Annotated in this window: 26 protein-coding genes; 6 read left to right on the top strand and 20 right to left on the bottom strand. The window is 62.5% G+C overall.

Annotated features, from left to right (window positions below):
- Positions 1-29: 29 nt before the first annotated feature.
- Positions 30-446, bottom strand: coding sequence for a hypothetical protein (locus tag VCK47_RS13565; protein ID WP_322890345.1), 417 nt, complete (start codon positions 444-446; stop codon positions 30-32).
- A gap of 112 nt (positions 447-558) precedes the next feature.
- On the opposite strand from VCK47_RS13565, the gene VCK47_RS13560 reads away from it, so the two are divergent.
- The 3 genes from VCK47_RS13560 to VCK47_RS13550 are packed head-to-tail and all read left to right on the top strand — an operon-like array spanning position 559 to position 2,503.
- Positions 559-1,206, top strand: a complete 648-nt coding sequence (locus VCK47_RS13560) for a carbonic anhydrase (RefSeq protein ID WP_322890346.1) — start codon at positions 559-561, stop codon at positions 1,204-1,206.
- Between the two features lie 9 nt (positions 1,207-1,215).
- Complete coding sequence (locus VCK47_RS13555; protein ID WP_322890347.1) at positions 1,216-2,193, top strand: sodium-dependent bicarbonate transport family permease; 978 nt, start codon at positions 1,216-1,218, stop codon at positions 2,191-2,193.
- 1 nt (position 2,194) lies between these two features.
- Positions 2,195-2,503 carry a P-II family nitrogen regulator gene (locus VCK47_RS13550; protein ID WP_019953522.1) on the top strand — a complete coding sequence of 103 codons (309 nt, stop codon included), beginning with the start codon at positions 2,195-2,197 and terminating at the stop codon, positions 2,501-2,503.
- Positions 2,504-2,624: 121 nt separating this feature from the next.
- On the opposite strand, the gene zapE is transcribed toward VCK47_RS13550, so the two are convergent.
- From zapE to greA, 10 genes are read right to left on the bottom strand one after another with little or no spacing between them, the layout of a single operon-like run.
- Positions 2,625-3,686: a cell division protein ZapE gene (gene zapE / locus VCK47_RS13545; RefSeq protein WP_322890348.1), complete on the bottom strand. Its 1,062-nt coding sequence runs from the start codon at positions 3,684-3,686 to the stop codon at positions 2,625-2,627.
- A gap of 50 nt (positions 3,687-3,736) precedes the next feature.
- Positions 3,737-4,660 carry an alpha/beta hydrolase gene (locus VCK47_RS13540; RefSeq protein WP_322890349.1) on the bottom strand — a complete coding sequence of 308 codons (924 nt, stop codon included), beginning with the start codon at positions 4,658-4,660 and terminating at the stop codon, positions 3,737-3,739.
- A 16-nt stretch (positions 4,661-4,676) separates the two neighbouring features.
- On the bottom strand, positions 4,677-5,591 hold the full coding sequence (locus VCK47_RS13535; protein WP_322890350.1) for an ornithine cyclodeaminase: 915 nt from the start codon (positions 5,589-5,591) through the stop codon (positions 4,677-4,679).
- The gene (locus VCK47_RS13530; protein WP_322890351.1) at positions 5,588-6,211 is read right to left on the bottom strand and encodes an HAD family phosphatase; all 624 of its coding nucleotides are present in this window, start codon (positions 6,209-6,211) and stop codon (positions 5,588-5,590) included. Before VCK47_RS13530 ends, VCK47_RS13535 begins: the two co-directional genes overlap by 4 nt.
- Positions 6,212-6,239: 28 nt before the next feature.
- Entirely contained in the window at positions 6,240-7,193 is a 954-nt protein-coding gene (locus VCK47_RS13525) for a DMT family transporter (RefSeq protein WP_322890352.1), read from the bottom strand.
- Entirely contained in the window at positions 7,190-7,636 is a 447-nt protein-coding gene (locus tag VCK47_RS13520; RefSeq protein WP_322890353.1) for a YaiI/YqxD family protein, read from the bottom strand. The genes VCK47_RS13525 and VCK47_RS13520 overlap by 4 nt, the downstream gene beginning before the upstream one ends.
- Positions 7,633-8,463, bottom strand: a complete 831-nt coding sequence (fghA, locus tag VCK47_RS13515; RefSeq protein ID WP_322890354.1) for an S-formylglutathione hydrolase — start codon at positions 8,461-8,463, stop codon at positions 7,633-7,635. The genes VCK47_RS13520 and fghA overlap by 4 nt, the downstream gene beginning before the upstream one ends.
- 10 nt (positions 8,464-8,473) lie before the next feature.
- Entirely contained in the window at positions 8,474-9,409 is a 936-nt protein-coding gene (locus VCK47_RS13510) for an AEC family transporter (protein ID WP_322890355.1), read from the bottom strand.
- A 4-nt stretch (positions 9,410-9,413) separates the two neighbouring features.
- Positions 9,414-10,343 (bottom strand): hypothetical protein, encoded by a 930-nt coding sequence (locus VCK47_RS13505; protein ID WP_322890356.1) that lies wholly within the window; start codon positions 10,341-10,343, stop codon positions 9,414-9,416.
- 14 nt (positions 10,344-10,357) lie between these two features.
- Positions 10,358-10,828 (bottom strand): transcription elongation factor GreA, encoded by a 471-nt coding sequence (gene greA / locus VCK47_RS13500; RefSeq protein WP_322890357.1) that lies wholly within the window; start codon positions 10,826-10,828, stop codon positions 10,358-10,360.
- A gap of 214 nt (positions 10,829-11,042) precedes the next feature.
- On the opposite strand from greA, the gene VCK47_RS13495 reads away from it, so the two are divergent.
- Positions 11,043-12,689, top strand: coding sequence for an electron transfer flavoprotein-ubiquinone oxidoreductase (locus tag VCK47_RS13495; RefSeq protein WP_322890358.1), 1,647 nt, complete (start codon positions 11,043-11,045; stop codon positions 12,687-12,689).
- Here VCK47_RS13495 and VCK47_RS13490 read toward each other — a convergent pair.
- From VCK47_RS13490 to VCK47_RS13450, 9 genes are all read right to left on the bottom strand, one after another.
- A complete protein-coding gene (locus tag VCK47_RS13490) occupies positions 12,674-13,891 on the bottom strand; it encodes a PLP-dependent aminotransferase family protein (RefSeq protein WP_322890359.1) in 1,218 nt (405 codons plus the stop codon). The two genes, VCK47_RS13495 and VCK47_RS13490, sit on opposite strands and share 16 nt — an antisense overlap.
- 90 nt (positions 13,892-13,981) lie before the next feature.
- Entirely contained in the window at positions 13,982-15,319 is a 1,338-nt protein-coding gene (locus VCK47_RS13485; protein ID WP_322890360.1) for a S41 family peptidase, read from the bottom strand.
- 13 nt (positions 15,320-15,332) lie between these two features.
- A complete protein-coding gene (locus tag VCK47_RS13480; protein WP_322890361.1) occupies positions 15,333-16,400 on the bottom strand; it encodes a hypothetical protein in 1,068 nt (355 codons plus the stop codon).
- Entirely contained in the window at positions 16,397-17,911 is a 1,515-nt protein-coding gene (gpmI, locus tag VCK47_RS13475; protein WP_322890362.1) for a 2,3-bisphosphoglycerate-independent phosphoglycerate mutase, read from the bottom strand. Before gpmI ends, VCK47_RS13480 begins: the two co-directional genes overlap by 4 nt.
- 103 nt (positions 17,912-18,014) lie before the next feature.
- The gene (gene rlmH, locus VCK47_RS13470) at positions 18,015-18,485 is read right to left on the bottom strand and encodes a 23S rRNA (pseudouridine(1915)-N(3))-methyltransferase RlmH (RefSeq protein WP_322890363.1); all 471 of its coding nucleotides are present in this window, start codon (positions 18,483-18,485) and stop codon (positions 18,015-18,017) included.
- Positions 18,485-18,922 carry a ribosome silencing factor gene (gene rsfS, locus VCK47_RS13465; protein WP_416236678.1) on the bottom strand — a complete coding sequence of 146 codons (438 nt, stop codon included), beginning with the start codon at positions 18,920-18,922 and terminating at the stop codon, positions 18,485-18,487. The genes rlmH and rsfS overlap by 1 nt, the downstream gene beginning before the upstream one ends.
- Before the next feature lie 112 nt (positions 18,923-19,034).
- Complete coding sequence (locus VCK47_RS13460; RefSeq protein WP_322890364.1) at positions 19,035-20,060, bottom strand: zinc-binding dehydrogenase; 1,026 nt, start codon at positions 20,058-20,060, stop codon at positions 19,035-19,037.
- The gene (locus tag VCK47_RS13455) at positions 20,057-20,845 is read right to left on the bottom strand and encodes an exodeoxyribonuclease III (protein ID WP_322890365.1); all 789 of its coding nucleotides are present in this window, start codon (positions 20,843-20,845) and stop codon (positions 20,057-20,059) included. The genes VCK47_RS13460 and VCK47_RS13455 overlap by 4 nt, the downstream gene beginning before the upstream one ends.
- Positions 20,846-20,866: 21 nt before the next feature.
- The gene (locus VCK47_RS13450) at positions 20,867-21,856 is read right to left on the bottom strand and encodes an asparaginase (RefSeq protein WP_322890366.1); all 990 of its coding nucleotides are present in this window, start codon (positions 21,854-21,856) and stop codon (positions 20,867-20,869) included.
- A gap of 197 nt (positions 21,857-22,053) precedes the next feature.
- Between VCK47_RS13450 and VCK47_RS13445 the strand changes: the two genes are divergently transcribed.
- On the top strand, positions 22,054-22,584 hold the full coding sequence (locus VCK47_RS13445) for an invasion associated locus B family protein (protein ID WP_322890367.1): 531 nt from the start codon (positions 22,054-22,056) through the stop codon (positions 22,582-22,584).
- Positions 22,585-22,709: 125 nt separating this feature from the next.
- Complete coding sequence (rlmN, locus tag VCK47_RS13440; RefSeq protein ID WP_322890368.1) at positions 22,710-23,885, top strand: 23S rRNA (adenine(2503)-C(2))-methyltransferase RlmN; 1,176 nt, start codon at positions 22,710-22,712, stop codon at positions 23,883-23,885.

The following is a 23,885-nucleotide window of genomic DNA, read 5'->3' as shown; positions in this document are numbered from 1 at the left end:
CGCAAGGGGCATCCCGAAACCGTATTGCGTCAGGGATCGCGGAAATCCCACACCTCTGTCACGGCGATGTCAAAGGCGCGTTCCAGCCGCCCGAGCACCGCCGCAAGCGCATGTCTGTCACCTGATGCGGCGATGCGCGCGATATGGCCAGCGGCGACCGCCACATCGGTCAGGCCGATCTGCCCCGCCACCAGCGCGATCCGGCGCGCAGGTTTGCCCATGCCGGCATGATCCCCCGAGGCCAGCCCCTGCTGCAAAAGATCCAGCCAGTCGGCTATTCCTTCGAGGATCTGGCACAGCATATCCTCGGCCTCATGCGGGCTGTGACCCGCAAGGGCCTGCGCCAGCAGCGCCGGATTGTGCTGCGCACTGTCGCGCAAGGGCAGGATCACGATCTCGGCCGCGGGGCGCGGTCTGGCCGTGTGGAAAGGTATTGTCTTGTCCATAGCCCAAGCCTTACGTTGTCAATGTTCCCAGAAGGTTGATGCACAAGTGAAAAATTGCTCGAAATTCTGGAAAATGCGACGTATCCCCTCAACAGACTGCAAGGATTGATGCATGCACTACGTCCGCCCGCTTCCGGCCTATCTGGTTGACCGCTATCACGGCTGGAAAGCGACGGTCTTTGCCGCCAACAGCACCGTCTTCGGCGAACTGGCAGCCCAAGGCCAGCGGCCCCGCGTCATGGTCGTGTCCTGCTGTGACAGCCGCCTGCATGTCACGTCGATCTTCGGGGCCGATCTGGGCGAATTGTTCATCCACCGCAATATCGCCAACCTGATCCCGCAATACGAACCCGACGGGCTGCACCACGGCACATCGGCGGCGGTGGAATATGCGGTGCGCACGTTGAAGGTGGAACATCTGATCGTGCTGGGCCATTCGGGCTGCGGCGGTGTCGAAGGCTGCTACAACATGTGTGCGGGCCACGCCCCCGATCTTGATGAGCGGACCAGTTTCGTCGGCCGCTGGCTCGATATCATGCGCCCTGCTTATGACACCCTGCCAACTGGCGATGACGCAACCCGCAAACGGGCGTTGGAAAAGGCATCCATCCTCGTTTCCTTGCAGAATCTGATGACATTCCCCTTCATCCGCAGCGCAGTCCTTGCTGACACGATCAGCCTGCACGGGCTGTGGAAAAACATCGGCGAAGGCCTGCTTGAAACCTACGACCCGACCGACGACTGCTTTGTGCCATTGTGAAAGCCTGACATGACCGAAATCCTGTCCCTCGCCGGGTCAAACCTGATCTCGCCGATCATCCTGAGCTTTGCCTTAGGGCTGCTTGCAGCGCTGGCACGCTCCGACCTGACCATCCCAGAAGCGGTGGCCAAGGGCATGTCGATCTATCTGCTGTTCTCCATCGGGTTCAAAGGCGGCGTCGCGGTCAGCGCGCATGGCATAGACCAGACGCTGGTGCTGGCGCTGCTAGCGGGGCTTGTCTTGTCATTCCTATTGCCGCTGCTGGCCTTCGCCATGCTGCGGGTGATGACGGGGCTTTCGGCTGTCGATGCCGCCGCGGTCGCGGCGCATTACGGCTCGATCAGCATCGTGACCTTCGTGGCCGCAACCTCGGTGCTGGAAGGCCGGATGATTTCATCCGAAGGCTATATGGTCGCCGTCGCCGCCGTGATGGAGGCCCCCGCCATCCTGTCCGCCCTCTGGCTGGTCGCGCGCTCGGGCGGCGAGGCGCGGATGGAACCCGGCCTGATCCGCGAATTGCTGCTGAACGGGTCGATCGTGCTGCTGGTGGGGGCGTTCTTCATCGGCGCGATCACCGGCGAAAAAGGATTTACCGAGATCAGCGCCTTTATCGACGCCCCGTTCAAAGGTGTGCTTTGCCTGTTCCTTCTTGATATGGGCCTGATCGCGGGGCGCGGATTGCGCCAGTCGCGCGGGGTGCTGGGCCTCGGCGCTGTGGGTTTCGCCATCGCGATGCCGCTTGCCAGTGGGATGATCGGCCTTGGTGTTGGCGCGCTGATCGGGCTGTCGCTGGGCGGTGTCGTGCTGATGATGGTGCTCTGCGCCTCGGCGAGCTACATCGCCGTGCCCGCCGCGATGCGCGTCGCCTTGCCAGAAGCCAATCCGGCTGTTTATCTGACCCTGTCACTGGGCGTGACCTTTCCTTTCAACCTGACGCTGGGCATCCCGCTCTATCTTGCCATCGCCCAAGCCGTGACCGGAGCCTGACATGCAGACCCATATCGCCAAACGCGTCGAGATCGTCATCGAAGCCCCGCTGGAGCGCCGCCTGACCGATGCGCTGACGGCAGCGGGCGTCACCGGATACACGGTGCTGCCGGTCTTGGGCGGGTCGGGACGGTCGGGCCAGTGGTCGCGTGACGGTCAGGTCGGGCGCGCGGGCATGGTCAGCGTCGTGTGCCTGATCAAGCCCGAACGGCTGGACGGGCTGCTGGATGCGATCTTTGCGGTGGTCAAGAAACACATCGGCGTCGTCAGCGTGACAGACGCGCATGTGCTGCGCGCCGAACGGTTCTGATCCGCGCGGGCGCGCGGAAAAACTTTTATGCCTCCGGCGGGGATATTTAGGCTCGAACGATGGGAATTTGTATCCTTTCATCGTTGGAGTAGAAATATCCCCGCCGGAGGCCGGAAAGTTTCTATCCTGCCGCCTGCCCCCATCCCGCCGATTGCATTTCGCGCAAGCGGCTGGCGGTGCGGGCGAATTCGAACGTGCCTTCCCCTTCAAGATACAGCATCTCGGGGCTGGCGGCGGCCGAGCAGATCAACCGAACCTTTGCCTCGTAAAGCGCGTCGATCAGCGTGACAAAGCGTTTCGCCTCGTTGAAATTGCTGCGCGACAGGGCGGGAATATCCTCGAGGATCAGGACGCGCACGGCATCAGCCAGCGTCAGGTAATCCGCAGGGCCCAGCGGGCGGCCGCACAGATCATAGAATGTCGCCCGCGCCACCCCGTTGTGAAATCGCGGCAGCGTCACTTGCCGTCCGTTGACATGCAGCACCAGCGCTTCGGACTGGCCCATGCTGAAATCGTCCCAGATGGCGTTGATCGCGGCACGGGCCTCGGCGTTGATCGGGGTGAAATAGCTGGGGCTGCCGGCCAGCCGGTCCTGCCGGTAATCCTGCGCACTGGCCAGTTCATGCACGACCATTCGGTCCTTGAGCAAGGCGATAAAGGGCAGGAAAAGCTGGCGGTTCAACCCGTTGAGATAGAGATCATCGGGCGGGCGGTTCGAGGTGGTCACTACCACGACCCCCGCCGCCATCAGTGCGGTAAACAGCCGCCCCACGATCATCGCATCGGTGATGTCGCTGATCTGCATCTCGTCAAAAGCCAGAAACCGCACGCGCCCTGCCAGTTTTGCAGCCACCGGCGCGATGGCGTCATCCACCCCGTCCTTGCGCGCCAGCGCGATTTCAGCATGCACCCATTGCATGAAAGCATGGAAATGGCGGCGTTCCTTGGGCACGTCCACGGCCGCGAAAAGCATATCCATCAGCATGGATTTGCCGCGCCCGACCCCGCCCCAAAGGTAAAGCCCCTTTGCAGGCGGCGGTGCCTTGCGGAAAAATCCGGTTTTGACAGGCGCGGACAGCGCCACCCTGATCCGTTCCAATTCCGGCAGAGCCGCGATCTGCGCCGGATCGGGCGTCAGTTTGCCCGCTACGTCGGCGGCCTCATATGCCTGTTGGACTGTCATGCGCGCTGCATAGCCTGACGGTCCAGCCTTGAAAAGGACCGACCTTCGGGTCAGTCGCGCAGGCCGACGCGCAGGGCCTTCATCGCCTCGGCGGGGTGGCTGTAGGGCATGGCATGGCCCGCCCCCGGCACGACCTCCTGATGGGCCCCGCGGTTCCACTGGGCCAGCAGCCCAAGGGCCGACAGCGGAATGACCTCGTCCTTCTCGGCCCAGATCGCGACGACGGGCAGCGCCATCTTGGCGATCTTGCGATGCTCTTTCTCCAGCCGTTCGGACAGGACGCCACGCCTGCTGGACAGGATGGCGCGCAGATAGCCTTTGCGGTTCAGTTCCGCCCGCTGGGCATAGCGCACGATGTTCAGGTTCAGGTTTGGTCCGTCCGCAGGGATCGCCGCAAGTATCCGGCGGCGCGCGAACATCCCGTGCACCCAGTCACCGATCACGGGCCAGCGCCTGCAAAAGCGGGCGAAATCATCCTCGGGCGTCACGATACCGGCAGGGGCGAACAGGATCAGCCGCGTCACGCGGTGCGGATTGCGCGCGGCAAACAGCGTGGCGATGGCGCCACCCATGGAATAGCCGACCAGCGTCACTTCCTCGGGGACGTCCTGATGTGTCAAGAGGTCCGACAACTGCCGCACGAAGAACGCACCATTCTGCCGCCCGCGCGGTGCGTCCGACAATCCCCGCCCGTAAAGATCATAGACCAGCACGCGGTAGCCCATCCGCCCCAGCCCTTCGGCCAGATCGTACATCGCAACCGAAGGTGTTGCGATCCCGTGGACCAGCACCGCGACAGGGCCGCGCGCCGACCCCAGCCAGCGGTAATAGGTGACCCCTTGGGACAGCACGGCGAATTCGCCTTTGGCGCTTTGGCGCGCCTCGGGTCCGATGGTGACCCTCCGCCGTTCCAGCAGTATCGGCAAGGCCGCGACCGCGCCCACAAACACGAGCAAGAAACCGATATACCACATACGCCTGCGTCCTTCGTCAGTGGCGCGCCTGCCAGACGTCCAGAATGTAGCGGCACGTCATCAGGTCGAGATGCGCCCCTCCCCCGTTCTTGAACAGGGTAATCTCGTCGGGATTATGGCGGATGAAGCGATCCAGCGCATAGAAATCGGCGATGACATCCGCGGGCGTAATGACACCTGCCGCAATCGGGATCTTCAGCTCGCCGATATGGTGGGTCGTCGTCTCGCGGCTGTCGACGAAGATCCGCGCCTTTTGCAAGGCCGCGTCATCGACCTCGCGCATGTCGGGGCGGTAGGCGCCGATCAGGTCGACATGGGTGCCGGGTTGCAGCCAGTCACCCTTGATCAGCGGGTCAGTGGACATGGTGGCAGAGGTCACGATATCCGCGCGGCGTACCGCCTGTTCCAGATCACCCGCGACGGTCACACCGGGAAAGGTCTGGCGGAACGCCTCTGCCGCTTCGACGGAGCGGTTCCAGACGGTGAAGCGCGCATCCGGAAAGGCTGCGCCATAGGCTTGCCGCAGCGACTGGCCCACGGTGCCCGCGCCCACAATCAGGATGTTGCGGCTGTCTGGGCGCGCAAGACGGCGCGCAGCCAAAAGGCTGTCACCGGCGGTTTTCCATTTGGTCACCAGATGGAAATCAAGGATCGCCTCCAGCGCGCCGTCCTGCCCTGAAAAGAGGTTCACGGCGCCACCGATAGCAGGCTTGCCCAGCGCCTTGTTGCCCGGAAAGATGGTCGCGCATTTCACCGCGAGCCCCAGTCCCGCGATCCACGCGGAACGATTCAGCAGGGTATTCGCCCCTTCGTAAAGGAACACATCGGCGACATCGGCCTTCGGTCCTTCATGCCCTGCGGCCAGCGCATCGGTCAGGGCAAGCCAGTCGAGCATGGCATCGGCTTCGGCGAAGGGGATCATCACGGTCATCGGGCTTGGCTTTCTGACAAAAGGCCTGCGTCCACCAGCCGGTCGGCCCAGCCTTGCGGATGCGTGAACAGATGCGTCTGCCAACCGCGCGCGGCGGCGGCGTTGATATTGTCGATCCGGTCGTCGGCAAACAACAGCGTTGCAGGGTCCAGCCCGCAATCCTCCTCGACCATCGCGTAAATCGCGGGGTCGGGTTTGATGACGGCCAAATGGCCCGAGATATAGCGCCGGTCGAAGTCGCGCAGAAACGGATAGACGGGTTCTGCAATCTCGAAGGTCTGGATGCCGAAGTTGGTCAGCGCAAAGACCGGCACGCCGTTGGTGCGCAACGCGCGCAGCAAGCGCACGGAATGGTCGATGGCGGGCGATGCCATGTCGATCCAGCGGTCGTGCCACATCAGCACCTCGTCGCGCCAGTCGGGGTTGGCGTCAGCGGCGGCATGGATCGTGTCGCGGAAATGCCCGCCACGGTCCACGACATCGTTGATCCCGTGCAGGTCGATCTCCGCGAACATGGCCTTGCGGCGGTCCGCACCGATCACGCTATCGAAGAACCGTTCCGGCTGCCATTCGATCAGCACATTGCCGATGTCAAAGATGACCGCGTTGATCTGGGACATGGGTGCTCCTGCTTTGGTTGTGCGCAGCTTAGCGCCGCAACGGGCGCTGTAAACCTGCTGGCGGCTTTTGCGCATCGCGCCACAGCATGAACAGCCCCGCCGCCATGATCAGCGCCATGCCAAGGTAATCGGTCAGCGCCGGATATTCGTCGAACACCACCATGCCCCAGACCACCGCCATCGGCAGGGCGAGATATTCGAAGGGGGCGACAAAGGAGGCCTCGGTCACGCGATACGCCTGCGAAATCAGGTAACCGGCAAAGGCCGTGCCTGCCCCGATCACCGCAAACACCGGCATATCCGCCATCAGCGGCCAGTCCCATGGGCGCAGCAGGAACGCCAGCGACGGGTCGGACTGGTCCGCGAACTGGCCCCAGCCCACGGTCAGCCCCATGGCAGTGCAGACCACGATGAACACGATCTGGATGTAGAACGCCATTGTCGCCGCACTTTCCGTACCACCGATCCGGCGCGTGAGCACATGCATCGCGGCATAGCAGGTGGCCGAGACCAAAGGCAGCACCGAAGCCGGTTGAAACGCCGCTGTCCCGGGGCGCACCATGATCAGCACACCCGCAAAGCCCAGCGCAATGGCGGCCCAGCGGCGCGGCCCGACCTTTTCGCCCAGAAACAGGACCGAAAAGATCGTGATGACCAGCGGACTGATGAAAAAGATCGCCACCGCCTCGGCCAGCGGCATGGCGGCAAGGGCTAGAAAGAAGGTCAGGTTGGCAAAGACCACGAAACTGCCGCGCAAGAGGTGCATCTTGAGCCGCTTGGTGCGCGCGATGGCCCAGCCATCGGTCATCGGGGCGATGATCGTAAGGATGATGGCCAGCCCGATGATGGACCGGATCAGCACAACCTGATGCAGGGCATAGCCATCGCTGAGCCATTTGATCGCGACGTCATTGGCCGAAAAGAAAATCACCGACAGCACCGCACACAGCGCGCCAAGGGCTGCTGGCGTCAGCGTTTTCATGCCTTGGCCGCCGCGCGGACCATGCGTTCGAGCGCGTCGAGGAACCGCGCGCGATCGGCCTTGCTGAACGGTTTGCCGCCGCCTTGCCGGAACGGGTCGGCGGCGCGCATATCGGCCATAAGGTCACGCGTCGCCAGCACATTGCCGATATTGGCCTGCGTCAGCGGCTCTCCGTTGTGTTTCAGCACCAAGGCACCGTTTTCAATGCAGCGCGCGGCCAAGGGGATGTCACCCGTGATCACCACATCGCCTTTGGTCGCGCGATCCGCGATCCACATATCGGCGACATCGGGGCCGTCCGGCACCACCACGGTTTCGACCAGCGGATTTGCCGAAGGCCGGATGCCGCCGTTCGAGACGACGAACATCCGCAACCCGTGGCGGGTGCCGACGCGTTCCACCTCTGCCTTCACAGGACAGGCATCGGCGTCAATAAAGATCATGCGTAAAGCGCCTGCGCGTGGAAATCGACGTGGTCTTCCATGAAAGTCGCGATGAAGAAATAGGAATGGTCATAGCCTTTTTGCAGGCGCAACACCCCGTCCTGCCGCCGCGCGGCCATGGCAGCGGCCAAATGCTCGGTGCCCAAGAGATCGCCGAACTGGTCCGCCGTGCCGGTGTCGATCAGCACGGGGCCGTCAAAGCCACGGTCTTTCATCAACAACGTTGCGTCATGGGCGGCCCATGCGCCCTCGTCCGCGCCCAGATAGGCGGTGAACTGCTTGCGGCCCCAATCGCTCTGCGTTGGGTGGCAGATCGGCGCGAAGGCCGACACCGACCGGAACCGCCCTGGCAGGCCCATCGCCAACGTCAGCGCGCCATGCCCGCCCATCGAATGGCCGGTGATGGCTTGGCGCTCCATATCCAGCGCGAAGTTGGCCCCAATCAGGTCGGGCAATTCGCGGCTTACATAATCCCACATCTGGAAATGCGGTTTCCAAGGGTCCTGTGTCGCGTTCACATAGAAACCCGCGCCCTGCCCCAGATCATAAGCCTCGTCATTGGCGACACCTTCGCCGCGGGGCGATGTGTCGGGGAACACCACTGCGATACCCTGTTCGGCGGCCCAGCCTTGTGCGCCCGCCTTGATCATCGCGTTTTCATGCGTGCAGGTCAGCCCCGAAAGGAACCACAGCACTGGCACGGGGCCGATGGCGGCCTCTTCGGGCAGGAACAGGCCAAAGGTCATATCAACGCCGCAAGCGTTCGAGGCATGGCTATAGACGCCCTGTGTGCCGCCAAAGCAGCGGTTTTCCGCGATTGTTTTCATCTGTTCCGTCCTATCCCATGAATCCTGTCACCCAGCCGATAACCAGTGACAGGGTGACAACGCTGGCCGCCGTCGACAGCAGGATCGACGCCGACACCCGCGCAGGTGCGACACCGTAATGCTGCGCCAGAATGAACACATTACCCGCCACCGGCAAGGCGGCGGCCGCGATCATGACACCTGCGGCATATGGGTCGACCGTAAACACCAAAAGTGCGGCGACCGCCACCGCTGCGGGATGCAAAAACAGCTTGCAGAACGTCAGCCAGCCCGCAACCGCAACCCGTTCGGCGGATTTTGTGGCCAGCGACGCTCCGATGGCGAACAAGGCCCCAGGGGTTGCGGCCGCACCCAGCAGGATCATGAAATCATTGATCGGCACGGGCACAGTCCAGCCAAAGGACGACACCATCAGGCCCAGCGTGATCGACACGATCATCGGGTTCTTGATCAGCCCCGTGAACACGGTGACAAGGATCAGCGGCGACATGCGCCCGTCGCGCGATCCGGTGATGAGGATCACGATCAGACTGCCAAAGACGATCAGGTCGACCGCCAGCACCAGCATGATGGGACCGATGGCAGGTTCGCCCAAAAGCAGAACCAGCATCGGGATACCAAGAAAACCGACATTGCCGATGACGGCACATTGCGCCTCGACGGCGGCTTCGGCCATGGGGCGGTTGCGGCGCAGCGCGACCAGTGTAGCCAGCACATAGACCACCGATGTCCCCGCCAGATAGGCAAAGACGAATTGCCAGTCGAGGATCGCGTCCAGCGACAGATTGGCCGAAAACCGGAACAGCATTGCCGACAGCGCGAAGTAAAAGACGAATTTCGTCAGATAGGCGGTCGCTTCAGCGGAAAAGAACTTGGTCCGGCCTGATCCATAGCCAAGGGCGATCAGCATGAAGAACGGCAGCGTCTTGAGAAAGATATCCCACATGCGCCTAGTCGAACGTCCGGCTGGCGCGCCCAAGCAGCATGAAAGCCCGCGCGGTGCGCGTTTCGGCCAGTTCCAGCAGGTCGGTATCGGTAGCGTGTTCCTCAAACGTCACGAGGATTTCATCGAAACGCCGCATGAAATGGTGCACGGCGTCGCGGAAAATCGTGTCCTCGCGCATGCGGGCTGCCACCAGCGACAGCGCGGCATGGTCGCGCACCGCGCCCAGACCGTCCATGCTGTGCCCGCGTTCACCTTTGGCGAAGCGGCGCCAGAGATCGGCGCTTGCGGGGTCGGGGCGCAGGTCATCCATATAGATGCCGTCCTGCGACAACAGCGTCAGCACGTCCTGACTGGCCTGCACCAGACGGCGCGCGCCCCTGTCGCGCAAGGCACGGCGGAGTGCCGCGAAACCCTCGGTATCATCCTGATTTTCAGGAAAGTTCAGCGCGCGCACCAGATCGGGGCGTTCGAGCGGCGGATCGTCATCCTCGGGTCCGGGGCCAAGTGCCAGCGCGGGCTGGTCGGGCTGGCGCTGCGGGGCGGCGCGCGGCACGATCAGGCGCGACACCTCGCGGCGGGAAGCAAAGCGCGATGTCGCGGGGTCAGGCTTCGGCTCTGTCACGGGGGGCGGGGCGGCGGGGGGCGGTTGCGCATCGATGATCGCCTTTTGCAGCATCGCAAGTGCAGCTTGCAGGCGGCGCGTTTCAGCCGCCATCCGCCGCACGGCACGGGCGTTCACCAGCGCAAACCAACCCATACCGACAGGCACGGCCATCACCAGCAACATCACGACATGACGCAGACCGCCTGCCTGCGACGGCCACAACCAGAAGGCCAGCGCGACACCGGCAACCCATAGCACGGACAGCCCGACAGCGGCGGCGTCTGTCAGGATCGGACCCTGCGGTTGGTCGATGTGCGGCCCCTGCGCCATGCAATGCCCGCTTTCTATTTGTAGGTGATCTTCAGGATCTCGTAGCTGCGCACACCACCCGGCGTGCTGAATTCGATACTGTCGCCTTCGTCCTTGCCGATCAAGGCGCGCGACAGGGGCGATTTCATGTTCAGCTTGCCGCTTTCGATATCGGCCTCGTATTCACCGACGATCTGATAGGTTTTTTCCTCGTCGGTGTCCTCGTCGACCAGCAAAACGGTCGCGCCGAATTTGACCGGACCCGAGAATTTCGACGGGTCGATCACCTCGGCCAGCGAGATCACGCTTTCCAGTTCCTTCACGCGCCCTTCGATAAAGGACTGCTTTTCCTTTGCAGAATGGTATTCGGCGTTTTCCGACAGATCGCCATGTTCGCGCGCTTCAGAGATCGCGCGGATGATCGCGGGACGTTCCACGGTTTTCAGGTGCTTCAACTCGGCATCGAGTTTGTCGAAACCCGCACGGGTCAGTGGAATCTTTTCCATCTTGTCGTCCCTCCCGGGCGAAAATTATCAGTCCGACGTTCATAGCCTATCAGGGCAGAGCAAAGTCAAGGCCTGCCGCGATAAGTCGGCGCAGCGGCGCATTTTGACGCCGTGTCTTGATTGCCCCTTGATAAAGCATCAGGTAACGCTTGCTGCGACCGGATAAAAGGGGACTGCCCCCGATCTTTGAGGCCCGTTTTCTAAAGGACAGACAATGACCCAGATTGAACGCGAAGCGATGGAATATGATGTCGTCATCGTCGGCGCAGGCCCTGCCGGGCTGTCGGCCGCGATCCGGCTGAAACAGCTTGATGCCGATCTGAACGTGGTCGTTCTGGAAAAAGGGTCCGAAGTCGGCGCGCATATCCTGTCGGGCGCAGTGCTGGACCCTGTCGGCCTGAACAAGCTGATCCCCGACTGGAAGGAAAAAGGCGCGCCCTTGAACGTGCCTGTGACCGAAGACAATTTCTATATGCTGGGGCAGGCTGGACAACTGCGCATCCCCAATCTGCTGATGCCGCCCTTGATGAACAACCACGGCAATTACATCGTGTCGATGGGCAATGTCTGCCGCTGGATGGCCGAACAGGCCGAAGCGCTTGGCGTCGAGATTTTCCCCGGCATGTCCTGTTCGGAACTGGTTTACGGCGCCGATGGCGAGGTCAAAGGCGTCGTCGCGGGTGAATTCGGCAAGAACTCCGATGGCACCCCCGGCGACAGCTATGAACCCGGCATGGAACTGCACGGCAAATACGTGTTCCTTGGCGAAGGCGTGCGCGGATCCTTGTCCAAGCAGGTGATCGCGAAATACGATCTGGATGCGAAATCCGACGTGCAGAAATACGGCCTCGGCATGAAGGAAATCTGGGAAATCGACCCTGCCAAGCACAAGCCCGGCACGGTAACGCATACGATGGGCTGGCCGCTGGACAGCAACGCAGGCGGCGGGTCGTTCATCTATCACCTTGACAACAATCAGGTTTATGTCGGCTTCGTCGTCCACCTGAACTATAAAAACCCTTACGTGTTCCCCTACATGGAATTCCAGCGGTTCAAGCATCACCCGATGGTGGCAGAGCTGCTCAAGGGCGGCAAACGCGTGGCATACGGCGCGCGCGCGATTTCCGAAGGCGGGTTCCAGTCGATGCCGCAACTGGCCTTTCCGGGGGGTGCGCTGCTGGGCTGTGCAGCGGGCATGGTCAACGTGCCGCGCATCAAGGGCAACCATAACGCCATGCTGTCGGGCATCGCCGCCGCCGAGGCCGCCGTTGCCGCGATCAAGGCAGGGCGCAGCGGTGACGCGCTGGACGATTACAACAGCGCCGTGCGCAAGGGCGAGATTGGCAAGGATCTCAAAAAGGTCCGCAATGTCAAACCGCTCTGGTCGAAATACGGGCTGATGGCGTCGCTGGGAATCGGCGGCGCGGACATGTGGATGAACACGCTGGGAATCGGCGTTCTGGGCACGCTCAAGCACGGCAAATCCGATGCTTTGGCGACCGAACCCGCCGACAAGCACAAACCCATCGATTACCCCAAGCCCGATGGCAAGCTGTCGTTCGACCGGCTGACCAATGTCGCCTTCAGCTTTACCAACCACGAAGAAAGCCAGCCTGCGCATTTGCAACTGAAAGACCCCACCATTCCGGTGGCCGTGAACCTGCCGAAATTCGCGGGGCCGTCAGCGCGCTATTGTCCGGCGGGGGTTTATGAATTCGTGGGCACGGGGGATGACACGCGGTTCCAGATCAATTTCCAGAACTGCGTGCATTGCAAAACCTGCGACATCAAGGATCCCAGCCAGAACATCGTCTGGACCGTTCCGCAGGGTGGCGACGGGCCGAATTACCCCAACATGTGATCGCGGATCAACGCGCCAAGGCGGCTGATCCCTGTATCAATCGTCGCCTCATCGGCCAGTGAAAAGCTCAGACGGATCGTGTTCCCGCCCGATCCGTCCGCGTGAAACGCGCGGCCGGGCACAAAAGCCACACGCGCGGTTTGCAGTGACTTCGCCAGCAATTCGGCCCCGTCGACATGGGCAGGCAGGGTGATCCAGACGAACATCCCGCCTTCGGGTTTGGTCCATGTCACACCTGCGGGCATGTTCTCGGCCAATCGTTTCAGCATATGATCGCGCCGCGCGCGGTAGGTTGCACGCAAATTCGCCACATGATCGGCGAAAACTGTTTCCGCCACCCGCGCGATGGCCATCTGGTTGATCGTGGATGAATGCAGGTCGGCGGCTTGTTTCATCAGCACCAGCTGGCTGATCACGGGCTTGGCCGCCACCACCCAGCCCACCCGCAACCCCGGTGCCAGCGTCTTGGAAAAGCTGCCGCAATAGATCGTGCGGCAGGCGTCGATATCGCCCTTGGCCGCGATTTCCAGCGCAAGGATCGGCGGGATCGCGTCGCCGTCATAGCGCAGCGCCTGATAGGCGGCGTCCTCGATCACGGCGATATCCAGCGCCTCGGCCAGCGCCAGCACGTTGTCGCGGCCCGCACGGTCGATGGTTTCACCTGTCGGATTGGCGAAATCGACGGACATATAGGCGAATTTCACCGCCCCGCCCTTTTCCGCCGCTGCCTGTGCATAATCGGCAGGCGCACGGTTGCCGTGCGTGTGCAGGCGGTCATATTGCGGCTCATAGGCGTTGAACGCGCCCAAAGCTCCCAGATAGGTCGGCCATCCCACCAGCGCGGTATCACCGGGCGACAGGAACAGCTTGCCCAGATAATCCAGCCCCTGTTGCGAACCCGAGGTGATCAGGATGTTGTCGATCCCGCAGGGGACGCCCAGCCCCGTCATATGATCCGCCAGCCAGCGCCGCAGCGGCGCATATCCTTCGCTGACGGAATATTGCAACGCGTCCTTGTGGTCATCCCCGGCGAAGATTGCGGCATAGGCGGCTTGGAACGCCTGCGCCGGAAACAGCGCCGGATCGGGGATGCCACCCGCGAATGAAATGATGTCGGGCTGATCCAGCAATTTCAGCAATTCGCGGATCTCGGATGCCTTCATCCGCGCGATCCGTGTCGCGAAAATCTGTTCCCACTGCATGACACCCCTCCCCGAGGACCGCTGATCCGGTCACCGGAAAGGATTAGCTGTTGCGCGTTCTATGTCAACAATGCTGACATACCTGCAGGATCAGTTCCTGTTGGCGGCCAGCGGGCCCAATGCGTTCAATCCCTTGAGAATGTCGATCGCATAGGCAAGCTGGTAGTCCTGTTCGCGCAGTTCCGCGGCGGCCTCGGCGCGGGCGCGCTCTTCTTCGACCTGGCGCAGCTGATCTTCGGAAAGGCCGCTGTTCAACGCGCCACGCAGATCCGCCTCGGAGCGTGTGACTGGCGCCTCTTCTTCTTCGTCGCTTGCGGGTTCGGGGCGCGGCTGTTGCACGATGATATCGGGCGAGATGCCCAATGCCTGGATCGAGCGGCCCGACGGCGTGTAATAACGCGACGTAGTCAGGCGCATCGCCCCTTCGCCCCGCAGTGGCACGACAGTCTGGACAGAGCCTTTGCCAAAGGAGTTGGTGCCCACGATGATCGCACGGCGGTGGTCCTGCAAGGCCCCCGCCACGATTTCCGACGCGGATGCAGACCCGCCGTTGATCAGCACGACGATGGGCTTGCCTTCGGCCAGATCACCGGGTGTGGCATTGAAACGGTCGCCGTCCTCGGGGTTGCGCCCGCGTGTCGATGTAATCTCGCCCGCTTCAAGGAAAGCATCGGCCACAAAAATCGCCTGATTGAGCAAACCGCCCGGGTTGTTGCGCAGATCCAGCACGATCCCGTCGATGTTGTCCAACCCTCCGGCGGCGGCCACCTGTTCGGCCATGCCGTCACGCAGGTTCGGGAACGTCTGTTCGTTGAAGGTGGACACACGCAGTACGACGGCATTGCCTTCGGTGCGGGTGCGCACGGCGGTCAGCTTGATCGTGTCGCGGATAATCGACACATCAAACGGTTCCACCTCGCCCTCGCGCACGACGGTGATCACGATCTCGGACCCGACCGGCCCGCGCATCAAATTCACCGCATCATCCAGCGTCAGACCCATGACGCTTTCACCGTTCACAGCCGTGATGTAATCGCCCGCCATGATGCCCGCCGCATCGGCGGGTGTGCCATCCATGGGCGAGACGACCTTGACCCAGCCTTCTTCCTGCGTGACCTCGATCCCCAGACCGCCGAATTCGCCCGAGGTCTGTACCCGCATCGCGGCGGCATCCTCGGCCGAAAGATAGCTCGAATGTGGGTCCAGCGATGTCAGCATGCCGTTGATCGCCGCCTCGATCAGCGCCTTGTCATCGACCTCTTCGACATATCCCGCACGGATACGTTCGAAAATGTCACCAAACAGGTCAAGCTGTTCATAGACGTTGCTCTGGCCCGTGTCCTGCGCCAGCAGTGGTCCGGCGACCTGACTTGTCACCAAAAGCCCCAGCACAGCACCGCCTGTCGCGGCCATCATCAGCTTTTTCATCGCATTTCCCATTCTATTCCAGCGCGAACCATGCATCCGGGTTGATCGAACCTTGCCCGCCTCTGACCTCAAGATAAAGGGGTTGCGTGGTTTGGCCTGTCTCAATCGCCTGATTGTGACCAAGACTAGCGTCTTCCATGCCAACTTCGCCCCCCATGAGACCAAGTGGCGCACCGGCGTCGATAATCTCGCCTGGCGTGCCGAACGCTTCGGCCATGCCGGCGATCACGAACAGCACATCCTCGGCCGGTTCCAGAATGACGACATTGCCATAGTCAAGCAACGGTCCGCGAAACAAGAGCGTCGCGCGCACGGGCGAGGCCACCAGCGCACGCGGGGCCGCAGCAATGGTGATGCCGGGGCGTTCACGGCTGCCGGTGCTGATGATTCCCGCCACAGGCAAGGGCAGGTCTGCCGTCGGCGCCACCGCCTCATCCCCGGGCGAGCTGAGCGCCGCAAGCTCTGACGCGAGTGCAGCCAGCGTCTCTGCCGCGGCGACACGTTGCGCGCTTTGCGCAGGGTCCTCGACAAAGCGGCGCGGCACGTCCTGCCGTTCGGAAATCGCCCGTCCCAGCGACGCACGCGCCGTTTGCGCAAAATCCAGCCCTTCGCGCAGCATATCCGCCGCAGCGACCCGCCGGTCACGCAAGTCGCGCAATGTGTCAAGCTCGCCCTGCAACCGTGCCACATCATCGCGCAGCGCGGGCGTCAGATCGGCGATCATCATGCCCGCACGCAGCGCCCCCACCGGCCCTTCGGGATTGGCCAGCATTACAGGCTGCGGGCTTTGCCCGATGCTGGCCAGCACCATCAACAGCCCCGCAATCTCGTCCCGCCGCGCGGTCAGTTCGGCGGCCAGCACCGCCTCGCGCGCGGTCAGGTCGCGCAGGCTCTGGCGCATGGCGATCAGCCCCGCCTCATAGGCCTGCACGGTCTGCGTCAGCGCGGTCACCTGATCGGCGGCCCCTTCCGCAGCACCAAGCCGGGCATTGGCCGCCAAGAGCTGCTGGGCGGCATCATCCGCCGTTTGCTGGGCCGCCACAGGCAGCGCCAGCAGGATCAGGACAGCGGCCCATTTCATCGCTGGATCAACGTCCGGCCGGTCATTTCAGGTGGCAAGTCCAGCCCCATCAGGTCAAGCACTGTGGGTGCCAGATCGGCCAAACGCCCGTCGCGCAAGGTCACGCCCTCAGACCCGCCGACCAGTGCCACAGGCACAGGGTTCAGCGTATGCGCCGTATGCGGCCCGCCGGTGACCGGATCAATCATGGTTTCGCAATTGCCGTGATCCGCCGTGACGATCATCGCGCCGCCCGCCTCTTGCAAGGCTGCCAGCACCGCGCCCAGCCCCGCATCGACAGCCTCGCAGGCTTTCACGGCCGCAGCGATGTCGCCGGTATGCCCGACCATATCGGGGTTGGCGTAGTTCGTGACGATCAGGTCATAGCCCGCGCCGATCGCCTCCACAAACGCCTGTGTCACAGCGGCGGCGGACATTTCGGGCTGCAAGTCATATGTCGCGACCTTGGGAGATTGCGGCATATGGCGGTCCTCGCCGGGATAGGGCGTCTCGACCCCGCCATTGAGGAAAAACGTCACATGCGGATATTTCTCGGTCTCGGCCAGCCGGAACTGGCGCAGACCGTGCTTGGCGACCCACGCGCCCAGCGTGTTCTGGATGTCGCGCTTGGGAAAGACGGTGTCGAACCAGCCGTCATGCCGGTCCGAATAGGACACCATGCCCAAAAGTGCGTCCAGCGCGGGCTGTGCGCGCGCAAAGCCATCAAATTCAGGATCGGCAATGGCCGCCAAAATCTCGCGCGCGCGGTCGGACCGGAAGTTCAGGCAAAACAGCCCGTCACCTTGCGCAAATCCCGCATAATCGCCAATCACATGGGCGGGGATGAATTCGTCGGTCTGACCGGCCTCCTGCGCCGCCGCGACCGCCGCCAGCGGATCGGCGGCAGGGACGCCCTGCCCCAGAACCATCGCGCGAAAGGCGGTCTCAACCCGCTCCCAGCGATTGTCGCGGTCCATCGCGAAATAGCGGCCTGTCACCGTGGCGATCCGCGCCGCCGGCGGCAGCATCGCGATCAAGGCAGTCATGAAATGGCGGGCCGAGGACGGGGCCACATCGCGCCCGTCTGTGATCGCATGGATCACCACCGGCACACCTGCGTCGGTGATCGCGCGCGCGGCGGCGGCGATGTGGGACAGATGGCCATGCACGCCACCATCGGACACCAGCCCCATCAGATGCGCCGCCCCGCCGCTGGCGCGCAGCTTGGCGATAAATCCTGTCAGCGCGGGATTGTGAAAAAACGACCCGTCCTCGATCGCCAGATCGATCTGGCCCAGATCCATCGCCACCACGCGACCCGCGCCGATATTGGTATGCCCCACCTCGGAATTGCCCATCTGGCCGGTGGGCAGGCCCGCATCATTGCCATGGGTTAGCAGTTTGGCATGCGGCCCCTGCATGATCGCGTCGAAATGCGGGGTATGGGCCAGCTTGGGCGCATTGCCTTCAATGCCATCCCGCAGGCCCCAGCCATCCAGAATACACAAAACGACAGGTTTGGGTGCGGACATGGGAAACTCCTTCAGGTGCCCGCGTGTCATACCGCCGGATCAGCCCAGCGCCAACCCGACCGGCACCTTCTTTTTTCCAAAAATACTCCCCGCGCGGAGCGCATCAAAGTCTGTGATACGGCCCGCCCGACAGGATCGACGCCGCACGGTAAAGCTGTTCGGCCAGCATCACCCGCACCAGCATATGCGGCCAGACCATCGCCCCGAAACTCAAGGACGCATCCGCCTGCGCACGCAAGTCAGGGTCGATCCCGTCCGCGCCGCCAATGACAAAGGCCACATCCTGCCGCCCCTGATCGCGCCAGCTTGCCAGCAAGTCGGCGAATTGCGGCGAAGTCATCACGCGCCCGCGTTCATCAAGCGTGCAGATCAGCGCGCCATCGGGCACCGCACGGCGCAACAGTGCGGCCTCTGCCGCCATGCCGCCGCCCTTTTTATCCTCGACCTCGATCAGTTGCGCAGGGCCAAGCGCCAGCGCGCGCCCCGTCCGGTCGAACCGGGTGAGGTAATCTTCGTACAATTCACGCTCCGGACCCTGCCGCAGCCGGCCCACGGCGCAAATCTGGACGCGCATCAGCCCGCGGTGACTTTGCCCGGCTGCCACATCTTTTCAAGCTGGTAGAACTCGCGCACTTCGGGCCGGAAGATATGGACGATCACGTCGCCTGTATCCACCAGCACCCAATCGCCGGTATCCTTGCCTTCGGTCTTGGAAATGATGCCAAGGTCCTGCTTGAGCTTGTCCGTCAGCTTTTCCGCCATGGCGCTGACCTGACGGGTCGACCGGCCGGAGGCGATGACCATATAGTCACCCATTTCCGACTTGCCGCGCAGATTGATCTGCACGATGTCTTCGCCTTTGTCATCATCAAGAGATTGCAGAACAGCCGCCAGAATGGTTTCGCTGTTGACGTTTTTCAGAGCCTGCATGGCATGGGCTCCGGTGTTGGCTGCCGGTGCAGCCGATTGGGAAAGAGACAGTGCATTGTCCTCCTGGGTTGGCGCCGACAAAGCCTCGGCGCAGGGCGTAGCTATAAACTAGCAATCGCCCTGCCGTTTTTCAACAAATCCGAGAGGCGAAGGCGCCCCTTTGGCGCAATTGCCACGCCTTTGCAATGCCCGATCAGGCGGTGGGGTCGATAAAGGCCTTGCCATCGGGCTTGGCCAGCACCTTTGCCAGCCCTGTCATCGCGCCCGACAACGGCACGATACCCGCCACATCGGTCGTCCAACTGCCTGAGACGAAACGCTCTTGGATGGTTGCAAAGGCCTGCGGGATGCGGGCGGGGTCCACCTCTTTCATCCAGCGCGTCAGCCAGAAGCCCTCGATCCGCTTGCCTTGAAAGATCAGTTGCCCCAACTCGGCAAGTTTCGGCGCATCGGTGGACAATTTGCCGTAATTGACCCAACGCGCGCCATTCGGCATCGCGAAAAACAGATCGGCCGTGAACTGGTCACCGACAGCATCCAGCAGGATGCGGGGTTTATGCGTCTTGAAGGCGGCGCGCGCCTGCGCCAGCGGATCGCCCTCGCCGGTGACGATCACATCAGCCGCGCCCAGCGCGCGCAAGGCATCGGCCTGTTCCACACGGCGCACCACGGCGATGGGGGCAATCCCCGCGTCGCGGCCAAGCGCGATCAACAGCTTGCCCAGTTGCGAGCCTGCCGCGTTCAGCACGAAACTGTCCGCACCGCTGTCCTTGACGATATCGAACATCGCAATCGCGGTCAGCGGGTTCACCAGCTGCCCTGCGGCATCCACATCCGCCAGATCAGGGCGGCAGGGGATCAGCCCGCTGGTATCGGTCATCGCATATTCGGCCCAAGTGCCGGAAGCACCGGCAAAGAAACTGACGTGCTGGCCCACCAGCGGGGTGTCACCGGCGACAACCTCGCCCACGCCTTCGAAACCGGCAGGCTGGCCCGCCACGCGCGGCTGGCCGTATTCGCCCTTGATGAAATGGATGTCCGACGGGTTCACAGCGGCCAGTTTCACCTTGATCAGCGCCTGCCCTTTGCCGGGGGTTGGCACGGGAATGTCCCGCAGGGCCACGAATGGCGCAGGATCGGCAAGGTCGGGGCCGGTCTGTGTGCCGGCATAGCCATCGTGCAATTGCACAAGGGCGCGCATCGTTTGGGGTAGTGTCATAGATCAAAGCTCGCAAATACAGGGGCGTGGTCGCTGGGTTTGTCCCAGCCACGCACATGACGCAACACACGCGAACCGTGTGCCGCCCCACTGATGTCGGGTGTCGCCCAGACATGATCAAGCCTTCGCCCCTTGTCGGCGGCATCCCAATCAGGTGATCGGTAGGACCACCAGCTGTAAAGATTGCCCTGCGGGATGTCCTGTCGCGTGACGTCAACCCAAGCGCCTGCATCCATCACCTGCCCGAAATGATCGACCTCGATCGGCGTGTGGCTGACGATTTTCAGCAGTGCCTTGTGGTTCCAGACGTCGTCTTCGCGCGGCGCAATGTTCAGATCGCCGACAAGGATGGATTTTTCCGGCTTCATCGCGTGATAGGCGTCGCGCATATCGGTCAGGTAATCCAGCTTGTTGCCAAACTTTGCATTGACCTCGCGATCAGGGATATCGCCACCGGCAGGGACATAATGGTTGTGGATCGTCACACCGTTTTCCAGCTTTGCCGCGACATGGCGGGCATGACCCAGCCCCGCGTAATCCTCGGCTCCCGCTTCCTGCAACGGCAGCTTGGAGATGATGGCGACCCCGTTGTACCCCTTTTGCCCGCGCGCGACCATGTGGGTGTAGCCCAGCGCCTGAAACTGCGCGACAGGGATCAGATCGACCGGACTTTTGCATTCCTGCAGGCACAGGATGTCGGGGGATTCGTCGCGCAGCAATTGCAGCACAAGCTCTTCGCGCAGGCGGACCGAATTGATGTTCCAAGTGGCAAGGGTAAAGGGCATGGCGGGCTTTCTATCAGCAGATCAAAGAAGGGCGGCGGTGGGCGTGATATGGCCCGTCACGCGGCCATCCCAGTTCAGCACAGGCGGCGTCATCCGTGCCTTGGCCGCCGGATGCGCGGCGTTCAGAACGCCCAGCTTGACCAGAATGGCGGCCATCGCGCATTCGCTGGCGCGCGTGGCACCATCGGTGATCTTGAGCGCGACACCCAGCCGCTTTTCGGGAATGATCGCGATGAACACGCCCTCGGCCCCGGTTTTCACCGCGACCTTGCCGTCCATCGCGCGCATCAGCTCCGTGCAGGCGCGACCCTGCCCTGCGACAAGCTCGGGAAAGGCCATCATCGCTTCGGTCAGTTTCTGCGCCGCCGTGCTGCGGGTGTCGCTGCGATCCTGCGCCGAGGCGAAAAACGCCATCGCGCGGGCAAGGCCGTGGACCGTGCAGGCATGGTTTGGGGCTGTGCAACCATCGATCCCGTAACCGGGGCTGGTTTCCTGTGTGACCTCCTCGAAGGCGGATTTGCAGGCGACCTGCACGGGATGGTCGATCTCGGTATACTCCGGCCCTGCCTGCAAATGCTTGGTCAGCGTCAGGAAACCCGCATGTTTGCCCGAGCAGTTGTTGTGGATGCGGCAAGGCTCGCGATGCGCACGGATCATCGACAGATACAGGTCCTTGTCGCGCGACGCCTGCGGGCCGCAGCGGAAATCGTCATCCCCCAGCCCGAGACCCGCCAGCCAGTCGCCCACCATCGACACATGCAGCGGCGCGCCTTCGTGCGAGGCGCAGGCCAAGGCCAGCTGTTCGCCTTTCAGATGCGCGCCTGCGCCGCTTTCCAGAAGCGGCAGCGCCTGCAGCATCTTGCAGGACGAGCGCGGATAGATGACCGCCTGCGGGTTGCCCCAGGCCTGCACAATCGCGCCATTGTGATCGCAGACCACGGCATGGCCCTGATGCAGGCTTTCGCACAGGTCACCGCGCCAAACTTCGACCAGATCAACAGGTTGTGTCATGAGATACCTTCTTGGTTTGTTACCTTCACTGCGTTACTTTGCCGAGTGAATTTTTCGGGGCTTTCCCCGAGGTGCTTTTTCTTGATAGCAAGCAAGGTATCGGGTTAATGACGTTCCTGCCAGTCCAAAGGGTGCCGCAAGATGCATCCGGGGCGCAGGTGGACGTCCAGAGGCAAAGGCGGTTTGGAGGCTACAGGATGATCTTGAAGACGATGAAAATGGGTGCGGTTCTGGCGGCGGTGACGGTGTCGGGCATGGCAGTCGCGCAAGAGCAAAGTGAAAACCGCGTTGCGGCGACATCCGACTGGGCCGTCTATGTGGAGGCAAGCCCGCGTGAATGCTGGGCCGTGTCCGCCCCAGTCGAGACGATCAACACCCGCGACGGCAACACGGTCGATGTGAACCGAGGCGATATCCAGCTGATCATCTTTTACCGCCCCGGTGACAGCATCGCAGGGCAGGTGATGTTCGCGGGCGGCTATCCGTTTGCTCCCGGATCGGTCGTGACGGTGCGGATCGGCGACACAACCTATGAATTGTTCACCGAAGGCAATTTCGCATGGCCCGCATCGGCCGAAGATGACGCGCGCATGGTCGCGGCGATGAAGCGCGGGGCCGATGCCACAGTTGTGGGGCGTTCGGCGCGCGGCACGCAGACCAGCGACCGCTTCAGCCTGATCGGTTTCACGGCTGCTGTGGATGAAGCGGCCAGCCGCTGCGCGGGTTGATGGATCTGTAAAAAACTTCTCTGCCTCCGGCGGGGATATTTATGCTCGAACGATGGGGGCGGTTTTCTTGTGGAAACCGGCCCTTTCGCCTATATGGCGGGGATATCCTGCCAGAAAGACCTATGATGGACGCCCAAACCCCGATCACGCAAGACGTGCTGACCATTCCGCGCAAGGCGGTCGAAGGGTTGCCGAACCTTGTCGGCATGACCCGCGATGCGATGCGCGAGGCGTTGATCGCCGCAGGCACGCCCGAAAAGCAGGCCAAGATGCGCGTAGGCCAGATCTGGCAGTGGATCTATCACTGGGGCGTGCGCGATTTCGCCCTGATGACAAATCTGGCGAAGGATTACCGCGCCATGCTGGCCGACAATTTCATCGTGGCCATCCCCGAGGTCGTCACCCGTCAGCTGAGCGGCGACGGCACACGCAAATATCTGGTGCGTATCGCAGGCGGGCATGAGGTCGAGGTGGTCTATATCCCCGAAACCGACCGTGGCACGCTTTGTATTTCGTCGCAGGTCGGTTGCACGCTGACCTGTTCGTTCTGCCACACCGGCACGCAGAAACTGGTGCGCAACCTGACCACCGCCGAGATTATCGGGCAGGTGATGGTCGCCCGCGACGATCTGGGTGAATGGCCTGTGCAGGGCGCGCCCAAGGATGAAACGCGGCTTTTGTCCAATATCGTGCTGATGGGTATGGGCGAGCCTTTGTACAATTTCGAAAACGTACGCGACGCGATGAAAATCGCGATGGACCCGCATGGCATCCAGCTGTCGCGCCGCCGGATCACCCTGTCGACATCCGGTGTCGTGCCGGAAATCGCGCGCACGGCGCAGGAAATCGGTTGCCAACTGGCGATTTCCTTCCACGCCACCACGGATGAGGTCCGCGACAAGCTGGTGCCGATCAACAAGCGCTGGCCGATCGCAGACTTACTTGACGCCTTGCGCACCTATCCCAAGGTCAGCAATTCGGAACGCATTACCTTTGAGTATGTGATGCTGGACGGCGTGAACGACAGCGACGCCGATGCGCGCCGGCTGATCAAGCTGATCGACGGCATCCCCGCCAAGATCAACCTCATTCCGTTCAACGAATGGCCCGGCGCGCCGTACAAGCGGTCGTCGAACAACCGGATCCGCGCCTTTGCCGATATCATCTACAAGGCGGGCTATGCGTCGCCCATCCGCACCCCGCGGGGCGAGGATATCATGGCCGCCTGTGGCCAGTTGAAATCGGCGACCGAACGTGCGCGAAAGTCCAAGGCCCAGATCGCGCAGGACGCGGGACTTTAA

This window comes from Yoonia sp. 72, from assembly GCF_034652275.1.
Taxonomy (GTDB): Bacteria; Pseudomonadota; Alphaproteobacteria; order Rhodobacterales; family Rhodobacteraceae; genus Yoonia.
Note: the sequence above shows the minus strand (reverse complement) of the source record. Positions and strands in the feature narration are given on the sequence as shown.

What these genes read in the sequence shown, in the direction of transcription:
- VCK47_RS13565 (WP_322890345.1), bottom strand. Translation starts at nt 446, where the DNA reads ATGGACAAGACAATACCTTTCCACACGGCCAGACCGCGCCCCGCGGCC.
- VCK47_RS13560 (WP_322890346.1), top strand. Translation starts at nt 559, where the DNA reads ATGCACTACGTCCGCCCGCTTCCGGCCTATCTGGTTGACCGCTATCAC.
- VCK47_RS13555 (WP_322890347.1), top strand. Translation starts at nt 1,216, where the DNA reads ATGACCGAAATCCTGTCCCTCGCCGGGTCAAACCTGATCTCGCCGATC.
- VCK47_RS13550 (WP_019953522.1), top strand. Translation starts at nt 2,195, where the DNA reads ATGCAGACCCATATCGCCAAACGCGTCGAGATCGTCATCGAAGCCCCG.
- zapE (WP_322890348.1), bottom strand. Translation starts at nt 3,686, where the DNA reads ATGACAGTCCAACAGGCATATGAGGCCGCCGACGTAGCGGGCAAACTG.
- VCK47_RS13540 (WP_322890349.1), bottom strand. Translation starts at nt 4,660, where the DNA reads ATGTGGTATATCGGTTTCTTGCTCGTGTTTGTGGGCGCGGTCGCGGCC.
- VCK47_RS13535 (WP_322890350.1), bottom strand. Translation starts at nt 5,591, where the DNA reads ATGACCGTGATGATCCCCTTCGCCGAAGCCGATGCCATGCTCGACTGG.
- VCK47_RS13530 (WP_322890351.1), bottom strand. Translation starts at nt 6,211, where the DNA reads ATGTCCCAGATCAACGCGGTCATCTTTGACATCGGCAATGTGCTGATC.
- VCK47_RS13525 (WP_322890352.1), bottom strand. Translation starts at nt 7,193, where the DNA reads ATGAAAACGCTGACGCCAGCAGCCCTTGGCGCGCTGTGTGCGGTGCTG.
- VCK47_RS13520 (WP_322890353.1), bottom strand. Translation starts at nt 7,636, where the DNA reads ATGATCTTTATTGACGCCGATGCCTGTCCTGTGAAGGCAGAGGTGGAA.
- fghA (WP_322890354.1), bottom strand. Translation starts at nt 8,463, where the DNA reads ATGAAAACAATCGCGGAAAACCGCTGCTTTGGCGGCACACAGGGCGTC.
- VCK47_RS13510 (WP_322890355.1), bottom strand. Translation starts at nt 9,409, where the DNA reads ATGTGGGATATCTTTCTCAAGACGCTGCCGTTCTTCATGCTGATCGCC.
- VCK47_RS13505 (WP_322890356.1), bottom strand. Translation starts at nt 10,343, where the DNA reads ATGGCGCAGGGGCCGCACATCGACCAACCGCAGGGTCCGATCCTGACA.
- greA (WP_322890357.1), bottom strand. Translation starts at nt 10,828, where the DNA reads ATGGAAAAGATTCCACTGACCCGTGCGGGTTTCGACAAACTCGATGCC.
- VCK47_RS13495 (WP_322890358.1), top strand. Translation starts at nt 11,043, where the DNA reads ATGACCCAGATTGAACGCGAAGCGATGGAATATGATGTCGTCATCGTC.
- VCK47_RS13490 (WP_322890359.1), bottom strand. Translation starts at nt 13,891, where the DNA reads ATGCAGTGGGAACAGATTTTCGCGACACGGATCGCGCGGATGAAGGCA.
- VCK47_RS13485 (WP_322890360.1), bottom strand. Translation starts at nt 15,319, where the DNA reads ATGAAAAAGCTGATGATGGCCGCGACAGGCGGTGCTGTGCTGGGGCTT.
- VCK47_RS13480 (WP_322890361.1), bottom strand. Translation starts at nt 16,400, where the DNA reads ATGAAATGGGCCGCTGTCCTGATCCTGCTGGCGCTGCCTGTGGCGGCC.
- gpmI (WP_322890362.1), bottom strand. Translation starts at nt 17,911, where the DNA reads ATGTCCGCACCCAAACCTGTCGTTTTGTGTATTCTGGATGGCTGGGGC.
- rlmH (WP_322890363.1), bottom strand. Translation starts at nt 18,485, where the DNA reads ATGCGCGTCCAGATTTGCGCCGTGGGCCGGCTGCGGCAGGGTCCGGAG.
- VCK47_RS13460 (WP_322890364.1), bottom strand. Translation starts at nt 20,060, where the DNA reads ATGACACTACCCCAAACGATGCGCGCCCTTGTGCAATTGCACGATGGC.
- VCK47_RS13455 (WP_322890365.1), bottom strand. Translation starts at nt 20,845, where the DNA reads ATGCCCTTTACCCTTGCCACTTGGAACATCAATTCGGTCCGCCTGCGC.
- VCK47_RS13450 (WP_322890366.1), bottom strand. Translation starts at nt 21,856, where the DNA reads ATGACACAACCTGTTGATCTGGTCGAAGTTTGGCGCGGTGACCTGTGC.
- VCK47_RS13445 (WP_322890367.1), top strand. Translation starts at nt 22,054, where the DNA reads ATGATCTTGAAGACGATGAAAATGGGTGCGGTTCTGGCGGCGGTGACG.
- rlmN (WP_322890368.1), top strand. Translation starts at nt 22,710, where the DNA reads ATGGACGCCCAAACCCCGATCACGCAAGACGTGCTGACCATTCCGCGC.